The organism is Aureimonas sp. D3, from assembly GCF_001463805.1.
GTDB classification, from domain to species: Bacteria; Pseudomonadota; Alphaproteobacteria; order Rhizobiales; family Rhizobiaceae; genus Aureimonas; species Aureimonas ureilytica_A.
Genome location: NZ_BBWM01000011.1, coordinates 1 through 13641 on the forward strand (window position 1 = coordinate 1; position 13641 = coordinate 13641).

Annotated in this window: 14 protein-coding genes; 9 read left to right on the top strand and 5 right to left on the bottom strand. The window is 67.4% G+C overall.

The genetic code is table 11. The features are described 5' to 3' along the window. Together AUL36_RS03980 and mepA are read left to right on the top strand one after the other, a co-directional pair. On the top strand, positions 1 to 790 hold a 790-nt coding region (locus AUL36_RS03980; protein WP_062218303.1), incomplete at its 5' end, for a Gfo/Idh/MocA family protein. Positions 791 to 1009: 219 nt separating this feature from the next. Further along, entirely contained in the window at positions 1010 to 2107 is a 1098-nt protein-coding gene (mepA, locus tag AUL36_RS03985) for a penicillin-insensitive murein endopeptidase (RefSeq protein ID WP_062218394.1), read from the top strand. Between the two features lie 16 nt (positions 2108 to 2123). Here the strand turns inward: mepA and bioB are convergent, their stop codons facing one another. The 3 genes from bioB to AUL36_RS04000 all read right to left on the bottom strand — a co-directional run bounded on the left by bioB (position 2124) and on the right by AUL36_RS04000 (position 4404). Then, entirely contained in the window at positions 2124 to 3104 is a 981-nt protein-coding gene (bioB, locus tag AUL36_RS03990) for a biotin synthase BioB (protein ID WP_062218306.1), read from the bottom strand. Then, positions 3101 to 3661 carry a biotin transporter BioY gene (locus AUL36_RS03995; RefSeq protein WP_062218309.1) on the bottom strand — a complete coding sequence of 187 codons (561 nt, stop codon included), beginning with the start codon at positions 3659 to 3661 and terminating at the stop codon, positions 3101 to 3103. Before AUL36_RS03995 ends, bioB begins: the two co-directional genes overlap by 4 nt. A gap of 104 nt (positions 3662 to 3765) precedes the next feature. Beyond that, positions 3766 to 4404, bottom strand: coding sequence for a GntR family transcriptional regulator (locus AUL36_RS04000; protein ID WP_062218312.1), 639 nt, complete (start codon positions 4402 to 4404; stop codon positions 3766 to 3768). Between the two features lie 140 nt (positions 4405 to 4544). Here AUL36_RS04000 and AUL36_RS04005 point away from each other — a divergent pair, with 140 nt between their 5' ends. The 5 genes from AUL36_RS04005 to AUL36_RS04025 all read left to right on the top strand — a co-directional run bounded on the left by AUL36_RS04005 (position 4545) and on the right by AUL36_RS04025 (position 9534). Then, positions 4545 to 5567: a glucokinase gene (locus tag AUL36_RS04005; RefSeq protein ID WP_062218315.1), complete on the top strand. Its 1023-nt coding sequence runs from the start codon at positions 4545 to 4547 to the stop codon at positions 5565 to 5567. 90 nt (positions 5568 to 5657) lie between these two features. Then, positions 5658 to 7472: an ABC transporter ATP-binding protein gene (locus AUL36_RS04010; RefSeq protein ID WP_062218397.1), complete on the top strand. Its 1815-nt coding sequence runs from the start codon at positions 5658 to 5660 to the stop codon at positions 7470 to 7472. After that, positions 7469 to 8284 (top strand): 4-hydroxy-tetrahydrodipicolinate reductase, encoded by an 816-nt coding sequence (gene dapB / locus AUL36_RS04015; RefSeq protein WP_062218318.1) that lies wholly within the window; start codon positions 7469 to 7471, stop codon positions 8282 to 8284. Before AUL36_RS04010 ends, dapB begins: the two co-directional genes overlap by 4 nt. A 61-nt stretch (positions 8285 to 8345) precedes the next feature. Then, positions 8346 to 8966, top strand: a complete 621-nt coding sequence (locus AUL36_RS04020) for a 2,3-bisphosphoglycerate-dependent phosphoglycerate mutase (protein WP_058599040.1) — start codon at positions 8346 to 8348, stop codon at positions 8964 to 8966. 160 nt (positions 8967 to 9126) lie between these two features. Next, complete coding sequence (locus AUL36_RS04025) at positions 9127 to 9534, top strand: DUF4864 domain-containing protein (RefSeq protein ID WP_062218321.1); 408 nt, start codon at positions 9127 to 9129, stop codon at positions 9532 to 9534. A gap of 151 nt (positions 9535 to 9685) precedes the next feature. On the opposite strand, the gene AUL36_RS04030 is transcribed toward AUL36_RS04025, so the two are convergent. Continuing rightward, positions 9686 to 10702 (bottom strand): aldo/keto reductase, encoded by a 1017-nt coding sequence (locus AUL36_RS04030; RefSeq protein ID WP_062218323.1) that lies wholly within the window; start codon positions 10700 to 10702, stop codon positions 9686 to 9688. Positions 10703 to 10834: 132 nt separating this feature from the next. Here AUL36_RS04030 and AUL36_RS04035 point away from each other — a divergent pair, with 132 nt between their 5' ends. Beyond that, positions 10835 to 11749: an AraC family transcriptional regulator gene (locus AUL36_RS04035; protein ID WP_244497019.1), complete on the top strand. Its 915-nt coding sequence runs from the start codon at positions 10835 to 10837 to the stop codon at positions 11747 to 11749. A gap of 99 nt (positions 11750 to 11848) precedes the next feature. After that, complete coding sequence (gene ppk2 / locus AUL36_RS04040; protein WP_058599044.1) at positions 11849 to 12790, top strand: polyphosphate kinase 2; 942 nt, start codon at positions 11849 to 11851, stop codon at positions 12788 to 12790. Positions 12791 to 12799: 9 nt separating this feature from the next. On the opposite strand, the gene AUL36_RS04045 is transcribed toward ppk2, so the two are convergent. Beyond that, positions 12800 to 13639, bottom strand: coding sequence for an endonuclease III domain-containing protein (locus AUL36_RS04045; protein WP_244497020.1), 840 nt, complete (start codon positions 13637 to 13639; stop codon positions 12800 to 12802). Positions 13640 to 13641: the final 2 nt, after the last annotated feature.

Genomic DNA, 13641 nt, shown 5'->3' on the forward strand with positions numbered 1-13641 from the left:
GGTCTATATCCCGCTGCCGACCAGCCAGCATGTGGAATGGGCGCGCCGCGCCATCGAGGCCGGCAAGCATGTTCTGGTGGAAAAGCCGCTGGCGCTGAAGGCCGAGGCGATCGAGCCCCTGATCGCCGCGCGCGACAAGGCGGGCGTCGAGGTGGCGGAAGCCTTCATGGTGCGCTACCACCCGCAATGGGCCCTGGTGCGCGAGTGGATCGCGGACGGGCGCATCGGCCGCCTCTGCCATGTGCAGGGGGCCTTCTCCTATTACAATGTCGATCCCGCCAATATGCGCAACCAGCCGGAACTCGGCGGCGGCGCGCTTCCCGATATCGGCGTCTACCCGGTCGTCACCACGCGGCTTTCCACCGGTGCGGAGGCCGTATCGGCCTGCGCTTTGATCGAGCGTGACCCGACCTTCGGCACGGATCGCTTCGCCGATTGTTCGGTGGACTTTCCCGATTTCCGCCTCTCCTTCTATGTCGCGACCCAGATGGCCGCGCGCCAGACCATGGTGTTCCACGGCACGGAAGGGTTTATCGAGGTGGACGGGGCCTTCAATGCCGGGCTCTACGCGCAGGCCGCCGTGCATTGGCACGACCGCTCGCATGGGCGCTCGGAGACGGCGCGCTTTGGCGCGGCGGATCAGTATCGCCTCCAGGCCGAAGCCTTCGCGCGGAAGGTCGCAGGCGGCACTGAGCCTCTGTTCTCGCTGGAGGAATCCATCCTCAACCAGCGCGTGATCGACGCGTTCTACCGCTCCGACGAAGCGGGCGGCTCGACCGTCCCGGTCTGAGGTCTTCCCGCGAGAGTCGGTTTCCCCGTACGGACAAGGCGGGGAAACAAGACCTTCGAGCTGTCCGGCGAACCTTCGTTCGGCGGACATGCCCTGATGCCCGGTGTGTCGTGTGGCGCTCCAGCTTCGGTCCATTCATCTGCCTTAGTTTCGGCCGATCCGTCCGGCTTGGCTCTGCCAGCCGGCATGGCCGATGCCGGCCGTCCGGAGGAACGCCCCATGCTGTCAGGTTCTCGCTCGCGCCTGTCGCTCGCCACGCTCGGGCTGATCAGCGCCCTGTCCGGCCCCGCCGGCGCGCAGACGCCCGCCAAGGAACTGTTCGGCTCCGAGGCGACCCCCAGCGCCGGCCCGCCGCAGAGCATCGGCTTCTATTCCAAGGGCTGCCTGTCGGGCGCGATGGAAATGCCCAAGGATGGGCCGACCTGGCAGGTCATGAAGCCTTCGCGCAACCGCGCCTTCGCCCATCCGACCATGATCCGCTTTCTCCAGCGCCTGTCGGGCGACGCCGCGCGCGAGGCACATTGGCGTGGGCTTCTGTTCGGGGACATGGCGCAGCCGCGCGGCGGTCCGATGAAGGATGGCCACGCCTCGCACCAGATCGGCCTCGACGCAGACATCTACCTGACCGAGATGCCGACGCGCCGCCTCTCGCCGCATGAGCGCGACACGATGCCCCTGCCCTCGGTGATCGACAAGCGCACCAACCGGATCGACCTGTCGCGCTGGCGGCCCGAGATGCTGAAGCTCATCCGCACCGCCGCGCGCGAGCCGGAGGTGGAGCGCATCTTCGTGCATCCCGGCATCAAGGAGCAGCTCTGCAAGACGGCGGGGCGCGACCGGGCTTGGCTCAACAAGGTTCGCCCGATGTTCGGGCACGATTATCATTTCCACGTGCGGATTTCGTGCCAGCCGGGCTCGCCCAATTGCCAGTCGCAGGAATCGACCGGCAAGGGCGATGGCTGCGATAAGCTCGACTGGTGGTTCAACGTCGCGCTGCGCCCGCCCCCGCCCAACGCCAAGCCCTACAAGAAGCCGCCCCCGATCTTCATGGCGGCCCTCCCGAAGGCCTGCGCGGCCGTGCTCAACCAGCCGGCGGCCAAGGGCGGCGCGGTGATGGCCGCCTCGCCCGCGCCGAGCCTGCCGCAACCGCCGCCGCCCGTCGCCGCCGCCATGTCGGACGATTTCGACGACAACGCGCAGCCGGCGCCCATCGCAAGCCCCGCGCCGCCGCCTTTGGCGCCCGCCACCAGCACCCCGGCCTATGCGCCGGAGCCTCCCGGCGGATTGCCCATGCCGCGTTTCCGCCCGGCCCGTTGAGCCGGGCGAAAGCCGCTCAGAGCCTTCCAGCCTCCGCGCCGCTTCCCTGAGGGCCGATCGCGGCGAAGAGCGCCGCGTCGTCACCGATGCCCGCATTGGGCGTCGTCAGCAGCGTTTCGCCATAGAAGATGGAATTCGCCCCCGCGAGGAAGCAGAGGATCTGCGCCTCGCGGGTGAGCTGCGAGCGGCCGGCCGACAGGCGCACCCGCGCCTTCGGCATGACGAGCCGGGCCGCCGCCACCATGCGCACGAGATCCAGCGCGTCGATCCGCTCGCGTCCCGCCAGCGGCGTCCCGTCGACAGGCACCAGTGCGTTGATCGGCACGCTTTCGGGATGCGGGTCGAAGCCGGACAGAACCTGCAACAGGCTGGCGCGATCCGTCACGCTCTCCCCCATGCCGACGATGCCGCCGCAGCACAGCTCGATCCCCGCTCTGCGAACGAGACCAAGGGTCTCCAGCCGGTCGCGATAGGTCCGCGTCGAGATGATGCGCTCGTAGAATTCGGGCGATGTGTCGAGATTGTGGTTATAGGCGGTGAGCCCGGCGCGCGCGAGGCGCTCGGCCTGATGGGGCTTCAACATGCCGAGCGTGACGCAGGCTTCCATGCCGAGCTCGCGCACGCCCGCCACCATCTCCACCACCGCGTCGAACTCGCGCCCGTCCCGCACCTCGCGCCAGGCCGCGCCCATGCAGAAGCGCGAGGCTCCGGCCGCCTTGGCGGTCTGCGCCAGGGCGATGACCTTGTCCGGCTCCATCAAACGGTCGCGCGTCAGCTCGACCTCGCGGTGATGGGCCGATTGCGGGCAATAGGCACAATCCTCCGGGCAGCCGCCGGTCTTGATCGACAGGAGGCTGGCGCGTTGCACATGATCGGGATCGTGATGGGCGCGGTGGACGGCCTGCGCCCGGCCGACGAGATCGAGCAGCGGCGCTTCGAGAAGCGCGGTGATCTCGTCCATGGTCCAATCATGACGGATCACACCATCGGCGCTCATCGGCGCAGGCTCGCACGACGCGGCAGGACAAGGCTTGCCACCGCCAGGATGGCGATCTTCAGGAGATCGCCCGGCACGAAAGGCCAGACGCCGACGCTCAGGATCTTGTCCGCCGGCACCAAGAGCGCGAGCCAAGCCGCGCCGCAGGCGTAGACGAGGGCGAGGCCAGCCAGCATGGCGCCAAAGCGCCCGAGGAACTTGCGCCCCGCCGCCCAGTGGCCGACCAAGGCCGAAGCGAGAAGGAAGCCCAGGAGATAGCCCGCTGTCGGTCCCATCATATAGGCCAAGCCAATGCCGCGCTCGGGCGTACCGGAGAAGACGGGCAGCCCCGCCGCACCGGCCGCGAGATAGGCCAGAAAGATCGAGACCGCCAAGCGAGGGCCTAGAAACAGCGCGAAGCCCATCACGGCCATCGTGTGCAGCGTCATCGGCACAGGCCAGAAGGGAATCTGCGCCTTCGCGGCCAGCGTCATGAGGATGACGCCTGCGGGAATCACAACAAGCTGGGGAAGGATGCCAAACCGGGATGGATGCGTGGACGAGACTGTGGTCGCCATCGAAACCTCTTTATCTATTATTTTTGGCGGATTGCTTCCCGATCATGATGCGAATTCTCTGATTCGCTCAACGATTCTAAAAATAATAGATAAAGCGCGATGTGTTACGTGCGCCCCCTTGAGTGCGTCACCTGCCCGATCCGCTGCACATGCCGCGCCAGCGTCGAGGCCGCCCCTTCGGCATCTCCCGCCCGGAGCGCCAAGAGAATGGCGCGGTGGTCGCGGTCGGTCGGCGCGTCCCATTCCGCCCGCCAACCGGAAAACAGAAAGCGCGCGCTCGCGGCCTGAAGATCGTCGATCGTCTGCAGGAGACGGGGCATGGCGCAGGGGGCGAGAATGGTGCGGTGAAAGGCGCGGTTCGCCTCTTCCCAGGCCTGCACATTCGCGGCCCGGTCGCCCGCCTCCACCGCCTTATCGGCTTCATCCAGGATCGAGCGCGTCAGATGCGGAAAGGCGTGGCGGAGCGCGAGGCTTTCCAGCGCCGCGCGCATTTCGGCGACCTCCCGCACTTCGGCCGGGCTGAACCCCGCGACACGCACGCCCCGGCGCGGCTCGCTCACGACAAGCCCCTGGGCCTCCAGCCGTCGAAAGGCCTCGCGCACCGGCACATGGCTGGCGTTGAACTCCAGCGCCACATGATCCTGCCGCAGCTTTACGCCCGGCGCGATCGCGCCTGAAATGATGCGCTCGGCCAGCGCGCGACTGATTCTGACCGCCAGCGGGTCGTCTTTGGCAATGCTCATGCGTGCGCGATAATCTATAAAAGCAGGCCCGTCGATGCGCCCTCCGCGACGCATCGCGCGGGCTGCGACACAGCGCCTTTTTCCCGCAACGTTGCGGTGCTATGGCTGGCCCGTCTTCAAACGATTGAAACCGGACCGGCATGACTCCGACGCACGATTCCGCCGAAAACCTGAAGTTTCCGATCCTGATCGGCGACATCGGAGGCACCAATGCCCGGTTCGCCCTTCTGGTGGACGCCTTCGCCGAGCCGAAGAACTTCCCGATCGTCCAGACCGCCGATTTCCCCAATATCGACGACGCGATCCAGGCGACCGTTCTCGACAAGACCTCGATCCAGCCGCGCTCGGCCGTGCTCGCCATTGCCGGCCCGATCAGCGGCGACGAAATCGAGCTGACCAATTGCCATTGGGTGGTGCGCCCGCGCCGGTTGATCGAGGATCTCGGCTTCGAGGACGTGCTGCTCGTCAACGATTTCGAAGCGCAGGCGCTCGCCGTTTCGGCTCTGCCGGACGCCGGCCGCGAGGCGATCGGCCTCGCCGGCACACCGCATGACGGCGCGCGCGTCGTGGTCGGCCCCGGCACGGGCCTCGGCGTCGCGGGGCTCGTCAAGGCGCGGCGCATGTGGATTCCCGTAGCGGGCGAAGGTGGCCATATCGACCTCGGCCCCCGCAGCGCGCGCGATCTTGCCATCTGGCCCTATCTGGAGACGATCGGCGGGCGCGTGTCGGCCGAGCAGGTCCTGTGCGGGCGCGGCCTCGTCAATCTCTACAACGCCATCGGGCGCGCCGACGGGCGCGAGGTGCAGCCGCATTCCCCCGCATCGATCACGGCGGCGGCAGGCTCCGGAGACGAAACGGCCCGCGAAGCCATCCGCCTCTTCGGCATCTATCTCGGGCGCGTGGCCGGCGATCTAGCCCTGGTCTTCATGGCGCGCGGCGGCGTCTTCATCGCGGGCGGAATCTTCGGCCACATCGCACCCTATATCGACCGCGCCGCCATGCGCGCCGCCTTCGAGGACAAGGCGCCCCACGAAGCGCTCTTACGCGACATGCCGCTCTACGCCATCACGCTGCCGCTGGCGGCGCTGGCCGGGCTCGCCACCTTCGCCCGCGCGCCGCGCTCCTACGGGCTCGAGACCACCAACCGGCGCTGGACGCGCTGACGCTCTTTATCCCCCCACCGCCGCGCCTGTAGGCAGGAGCGGCGGCAGCGGCTATAGAGCGAGCCGACGATGAACCGGCCGGCCCGATCCTTGACGAAGACCACTCTCTCCTTGAGCGAACCCCGTCAGCGGGGCGAGGCGCTCCATCTGCTTCGCCGCGTGATCGCGGAAAACGGGCGCGAGCATCTCGCCGGCTACGCGGTGGCGGCCCTGTGCCTCGTCGTGGTGGCCCTCACCACGGCCTTCATGGCCTGGGTGATGCGCGACGTGATCGACGAGATTTTCGTCGCCGGCAACCGGGCCATGCTGTTCACGCTGCCCTTCGCGATCTTCTTCGCCTTCTTTCTGCGCGGCATCGCCTCCTATGGGCAGGGCGTCATCCTGGCGCGGATCGGCAATGATGTGGTGGCGCGCTACCAGCGCCGCCTGTTTGCCCATCTCACGGAACTCTCGGTGGATTTCTTCGGCGAAACGCGCTCGGCGCAGCTCGCCGCGCGCATCAACCAGAACGTCTCTGGCATTCGCGACACGCTGAACCTGACCGTCACGTCGCTGGCGCGCGATCTCCTGACGCTGATCTTCCTGATCTTCGCCATGATCTGGCAGGATTGGGCGCTGTCGCTGATCGCGCTCACCGCAGGCCCGCCCATCGCCATTATGATCTCGCGCCTGTCGCGCAAGCTGCGCAAGGCGACGCGACAGTCGATCGACCTCAACAGCCGGGTTCTCGGCTCCATGCAGGAAGCGGCGCAGGGCATTCAGGTGGTGAAGGCCTTCACCATGGAAAAGCTCCTGCGCGCGCGCACCGACGATCTGATCGAGAAGGCGGAAGAGCGCTCCAACCGCATTGCCATCATCACCGAGCGTTCCGGCCCGATCACCGAGACGGTTGCCGGCATCGCGGTGGCCGCCGTGATCGCCTGGTCGGGCTATCGCTCCATCGTCTACGGCTATTCGCCGGGCTCGATGTTCGCCTTCATCACGGCGCTGCTTCTGGCCTACGACCCCGCGCGCCGCCTCGCCAAGCTGCAGGTGCAGATGGAGCGGGCGCTCGTGAACGCCAAGATGATCTACGAGATCCTGGACGAGACGCCGCGTCAGGCCGACGCGCCGGGCGCCAAGCCGCTCTCCGTCGCGGGGGGCGAAATCCGCTTCGACGCCGTATCTTTCGGCTATCATGCCGAGGAGCCGGTGCTGCGCGAACTCTCCTTCACCGCGCCCCCCGGCCGGACCACGGCGCTGGTCGGCGCGTCGGGCGGCGGCAAGTCCACGATCATCGCGCTGATCGAGCGCTTCTACGACACCGCCTCGGGCCGCATCCTGATCGACGGGACGGATATCGCCACCGTCACCAAGCATTCGCTGCGCTCGGCCATCGCCTATGTGCCGCAGAGCCCCGTTCTGTTCGAAGGCTCGATCCGAGACAATATCCGCTTCGGCCGGCCGGAAGCCTCCGACGCCGAAGTGGAAGACGCCGCGCGCAAGGCGCAGGCCGAGGAGTTCATCCTCACCCAGCCACTCGGCTACGAGACGCCGGTGGGCGAAAACGGCGTGACGCTTTCGGGCGGCCAGCGCCAGCGCCTGTCGATCGCCCGCGCGCTCCTGCGCGACGCACCGATCCTGCTTCTCGATGAGGCGACCTCGGCGCTCGACACGCGCTCGGAAGTGCTGGTGCAGCGTGCGCTGGAAACCGCGATGCGCGACCGCACCGTCATCGTCGTCGCCCATCGCCTGTCCACCATCGTCGGCGCGGACCAGATCCTTGTCGTGGATCGCGGCCGAATCGCCGAAAGCGGCACGCATCAGGAGCTTCTGACCCGTCCGAACGGGCTTTATGCCCGTCTGCACGGGTTCCAGGGCGGGGCGGACGCTTCCGAAACCATCGAAACGGAGACCTTGTCATGAGCGAGCCGATGAAGCTGGTGATCCTGGGTGCCGCCGGGCGCATGGGCCGCACGCTGGTGCGCGTCGTCAAGGAAACCGACGGCGCCAAGCTTTCCGCCGCGATCGAGCGCGAGGGTTCGCTGGCGCTCGGCAACGATGCCGGGGAACTGGCCGGCGCCGGCCATCTCGGCATTCCCGTCTCCAGCGATCTCTCGGCCGCCCTGGACGCGGCGGACGGCGTGATCGACTTCACCGCGCCGGCCTCCAGCGTCGCGGTGGCCAAGGAGGCCGCCCGGCGCGGGCTCGTCCATATCATCGGCACGACCGGCTGCTCGGAAAGCGACGATGCCGCGATCGCCGCAGCGGCGCAGGCCGGCGCGCGGATCGTGAAGTCCGGCAATATGAGCCTCGGCGTCAATCTCCTCGCCGTTCTGGCCGAACAGGCGGCGCGCGCCTTGGGGCCGGATGCGTTCGACATCGAAATCCTCGAAATGCACCACCGCCAGAAGGTCGACGCCCCGTCCGGCACTGCGCTGCTTCTCGGCGAAGCAGCGGCGGTCGGGCGCGAGATCGCCTTGAAGGATCAGTCCGTGCGGGTGCGCGACGGCCATACCGGCCCGCGCGAGGCCGGCACGATCGGCTTTGCCACGCTGCGCGGCGGCTCGGTGGTGGGCGATCATCAGGTGATCCTCGCCGGCGAGGGCGAGCGCATCGAACTGAGCCACCGGGCCGAGGACCGCGCCATCTTCGCGCGCGGGGCCGTGCGTGCCGCACTTTGGGCGCGAGGCCAAGCGCCGGGTCTTTATTCGATGCGTCAGGTGCTCGGCTTCTGACGCTCCACAGGTTTTCCACATCCCGTCCACATCATACCGTCCACAAAGGGAGTTCGCCTTCATGTCCCGCACCCTCGTGCTCGTCCGCCACGGCCAGAGCGACTGGAACCTCAAGAACCTCTTTACCGGCTGGCGCGACCCGGACCTGACGGAACTCGGCGTGGAAGAGGCCAAGGCCGCCGGCCAGCGCCTCAAGGCGGCCGGGCTCCAGTTCGACATCGCCTTCACCAGCGCCCTCTCCCGCGCCCAGCGCACGCTGAAGCTCATCCAGGGCGAACTCGGCCAGGAGGGTTTGGAGACGATCCGCGATCAGGCTCTGAACGAGCGCGACTATGGCGACCTGTCGGGCCTCAACAAGGACGACGCCCGCGCCAAGTGGGGTGAGGATCAGGTCCATGTCTGGCGCCGCTCCTATGATGTGCCGCCTCCGGGCGGCGAGTCGCTGAAGGACACGGGCGCGCGCGTCTGGCCCTATTACATCCACCGCATTCAGCCGCATGTCCTGTCGGGCGGCACGGTGATCGTCGCGGCCCACGGCAACTCGCTGCGCGCCCTCATCATGGCGCTGGACGGCCTGACAGGTGAGGAGATCGTCGCGCAGGAACTCGCGACGGGCGTGCCCATCGTCTACAAGCTGAACGCCGATTCCACCGTCGCTTCCAAGGAAGTTCTGGCGGGCTGACCGTCACCAAGCCCGCCCCGCTTCAGCCGGGGCGGGCATCACGAACAGACAGTGGGGTGGCGCCTCGGTGCCGCCCTTCTTCTCCGCCGCGTCAACTTGGCGCTTGCGGGATCGACATTCTGAACGGATGCTGAGGCCTTCCCTTGGAAGGAGGCATCGCATGCGCCGCGTTCTCCTCGGTTTTATCGCCCTGGTCGCCCTAGCTCATCCGGCGCTGGCGGACGATGGCAGCGATGCTCGCGCCACGATCGGCGGGCAGCTCGAAGCCTTTCGCGCCGACGATGGAGCGCGGGCCTATGCCTTCGCCGCTCCTAATATCCAGCGCCTCTTTCCCTCGCCCGAGATTTTTCTGAGCATGGTGGCGCAGGCCTATCCCGCCGTTCACCGCGCCGGCAACGTCACCTTCGGCGCGCTGAAGGCCGAGGGGGCCGGGCTGCGTCAGGAGGTCTACCTGTCGGATGCCAAGGGGCAGAGCTGGATCGCGAGCTACACGCTGGAGCGCCAGCCGGACGGCTCGCTGAAGATCACCGGCTGCCAGATGCGCAAGGGCAACGACATCGGAGCCTGACGACCCTCCGGTCGGCAACGCCTTTCCCCCTCGTGTCCCGCGTCGGCGCGGCATGCGACATAGGCTCGGCCGAAGAACCTTTCGCCCCCTCGACAGGCCGCAGCGCCTTCGGAAAGCGAGAAGGGGCGCAACACGCCCCTCCGCTTCGACCTCAGTCGCGATAGGCCCCTTGGCGCTCCAGCATCCAGCCGGGATATTCGGCCGGCAGGCGCGACACGGCGTCGAGCTTGGCGAGATCGTCTGGGCTCAGTTCCACCTTGGTCGCGCCGATATTGTCGCGGAGCTGCTCCGGCCGCCGGGCTCCGATGATGACGCTGGTCACGACGCTCTGGTGCAGCAGCCAGCTGAGCGCCACCTGCGCCACTGTGCAGCCCCGGGCGTCGGCCACTTCGCGCATCGCCGAAATCACAGCGCTGCCGCGCGTGCGGTCTACGGGCGGGAAGTCGAACGTGGCGCGCCGCCCGTCCGCGCCGGTGCCCTCGCCGTCATATTTGCCCGAGAGATAGCCGCCGGCCAGCGGGCTCCAGACCATGAGGCCGATGCCCTCGGACTGAAGCATGGGCGCGATGTCGCGTTCGAGATCGCGGCCGACCAGCGTGTAATAGGCTTGAAGGGAGAGAATGGGCGCGAGCCGGCGCATCTCGGCGATGCCGACCGCCTTCATCACCTGCCACGCCGCCCAGTTGGACAGGCCGAGATAGCGCACATGCCCGTGGCGCACGAGCGTGTCCAGCGCCTCCAGGGTTTCCTCGATCGGCACAGCCCGGTCGAAACCATGGATCTGGTAGAGGTCGATATGGTCGAGCCCCAGCCGCTGGAGGCTCTGCTTGCACTGGGACAGGATATGCGAGCGCGAGGCGCCGCGCGCGTTCGGCCCCGGCCCCATGACGCCCATCACCTTGGTGGCCACCACGACATCGTCCCGCGCGACGCCGAGGTTTTGGAGCGAGCGGCCGAGAATGCGCTCGCTTTCGCCGCCCGCATAGACATTGGCCGTGTCGATGAAATTGATGCCGGCATCCAGCGCCGTCTTCACCAGCGCGTCGGCCTCGTCCTGCCCGAGCCGGCCGATCTGGCTCCACATGCCCTCGTTGCCGCCGAAGGTCATGGTGCCCAGGCACAGTTCCGAAACGAAAAGGCCGCTATGGCCGAGCTGTCGCATCCGCATGGATCATCTCCTTGAAAGCGTGGCGATGGGCCGAACCTAAGGCGCGGGGTCGCCTTTGCCTCCGGCCGATCCTCTCAGCCTCTTGCCCGATCCTCTCAAACCCGCCCGAAGGCGATGGCGTTTAGCGGTCTCGTGCGTACACTCACGGGCATGACCGACCTGACCGACCTCGCCCCGCTTCTCGAACGCCAGTTTCTGCGCCATGGGCGCGAAACGCCGATCAAAGGCCTGCTTCTCAACCGTGCGGAGGAACCCAGCGGTGTCATCCGCTCGGTCTACGGCCCCTCCTTCTGCCTCGTCGTGCAAGGCGCGAAGCTCTCGACGCTCGGCCCCGACACCTATCGCTACCGCGCGGGCGAATGCCTGATCGCCTCGGTGGACGTTCCGGTCTCGGCGCGGATTGTGGCGGCGAGCCCGGCCGAGCCCTATCTCGCGCTGAGCTTCGCGCTTCCGCCGGAGGACGTGACCGCACTGGTCGCCGAGGCCGAAATCGCGCCCGCGCCGGCCGCGCCCTTCGCGGCGCTGGCGGCGGGCCGGGCGGACCCGTCCCTGTGCGATCCGATCCGACGGCTTCTGGAATGCCTCGACCATCCGCGCGACAGATCGGTTCTCGTGCCGCTGATCCGGCGCGAGCTCGTCTGGCGCCTGCTCCATAGCCCGCTCGGCGCGGCGCTCGCCCAGATGGGTGCGCGCGACAGCCACGGCGCGCGGGTCGGCCGGGCCTGCGCCCATATCCGCGCGCATTATGCGCAGAGCCTTCGGGTTCAGGATCTCGCCCGGCTGGCCGGCATGAGCGTTCCCAGCTTCCACCGGCATTTCAAGGCGGTGACGACCATGACGCCGGTCCAGTTTCAGAAGCTCGTGCGCCTTCAGGAGGCGCGTCGGCGGCTGATGAGCGCGGAGGAGGTCGCGAGCGTCGGCTATGCCATCGGCTACGAGAGTCCCTCGCAGTTCAGCCGCGACTATCGCCGCCTGTTCGGCCATCCGCCGGGGCGCGACGGCGCGGCCATCCGCGCGCGCTTCGCGCCGGAGCCCGCGCTGCCCTGAGCCTCTTGCCGGCTACCGATTTTGCCCGCCAAACAGCTGTCATCGAATTGCGGCATGGTGCGTCCGCAGCGAACAGCCCAGACGAAAGCGACCGGCCGCATGAGCAACGAAGACAGGACTCTCGACGGTTTCGCCGCGCGCAATGGCGCGGACGATTGGCTGCGCGCGGAAATCGAGGATGTGCTGGACGAAGATTTCGAACTGGAACTCTCGCCGCCGTCTCTCAGCGACGAACTCACCAAAATCTACAAGAAGTCCCATCCGAACGCGCTCGACCGTCTCGTTTATTTCCGCGAGCTGCTGCGTCTTCAGTCCGAGTTGATCAAACTCCAGAACTGGGTCGCCCATCACAAGGAAAAGGTCGTCGTCCTGTTCGAAGGGCGCGACGCGGCCGGCAAGGGCGGCGTCATCAAGCGCATTTCGCAGCGGCTCAACCCGCGCATCGTGCGCGTCGTCGCGCTGCCCGCGCCGAGCGACCGCGAAAAGACGCAATGGTATTTCCAGCGCTATGTGCCGCATCTGCCGGCGGGCGGCGAGATCGTCCTGTTCGATCGCTCCTGGTACAATCGGGCGGGCGTCGAGCGCGTCATGGGGTTTGCCAAGCCCAACGAGGTCGAGCAGTTCTTCCATGACGTGCCGGAATTCGAGCGGATGCTGGCGCGCTCGGGCATCCGTCTCGTCAAATACTGGTTCTCGATCACCGACGAAGAGCAGCAGATGCGCTTCATGATGCGCGTCCACGATCCGCTCAAGCAGTGGAAGCTCTCGCCGATGGACCTTCAGTCCCGCGTGCGCTGGGAGCAATATACCAAGGCCAAGGAAGAAATGTTCGCGCGCACGAGCATTCCCGAAGCGCCCTGGTACATCGTGGAAGGCAACGACAAGAAGCGCGCCCGCCTCAACTGCATCAACCACCTCCTCAGCCTGATCCCCTATGAGGGCGTGCCCTACGACGAGATCACCCTGCCCGAGCGCGTGTTCAACCCCGAATACGAGCGCCAGACCCTGCCGAGCGAGCTTTACGTGCCGCAGCGCTTTTGACGCTGCGCCTCATGCGGAGGGCGGGGGCACAGCCCCGCCCGTCGCGGAGAACGCGCGGCAGAGATCGTTCAGGAAGCAGCTTTCGCAGCGCGGGCGGCGCGAGAGGCAGACGCTCTTGCCGAACTGGATCAACCAGAAATGGCCGTCGCGGCGCGCCCAGTCCGGCACGTCGCGCTCCAGCGCGGCCGCCGTCTTGTCGGCGGTACGTTCCTGCGTGATGCCGGTGCGGTTGCAGACGCGGAAGACATGGGTATCGACGGCGATCACGTCCTCGTCGAAGGTGAAGCTCATGACGATGTCGGCACATTTGCGCCCGATGCCGGGCAGGGCCATGAGCCCTTCGCGCGTTTGCGGCACCACGCGATCATGCTCCTCGATCAAGGCATGGCAAAGCCGGCGGATGCTGCGGGCTTTCATGTTGTAAAGACCGCAGGGTTTGATGGCCGCTGCGATCTCGGCCTCGCTCAAGCGAAGCATGTCGTCCGGCGTCCGGGCGAGTTGGAACAGCGCGGTGACGGCGGCGGCCGTGTTCACATCCCGGCTCTGCGCCGAAAGAAGACAGGACACGACGGACCGGAACGGGTCGGGCTGATCCTTCGGCCCCTTGGCGGTCGGCGTGCGACCGGGCATGTGCGCGGCGAGGCGACGAAACGTTTCCTCGCGTTCACCGGCGCTCATGGGCGCGCGCAGTTCGCCAATCTTCGATACGGCGCGCTGCGACTTGCTCTTCGGCGCGGAGGCCGGCCGCGCGTCGCCGCGCGCCTTCGGCATGTCCGCCCGTGTATCGCCCGCCGCCTTGCCCATCGCATCGCTCTCTTCGCTTGGCAGAAGGGACGTTTGGTCAGCCAATG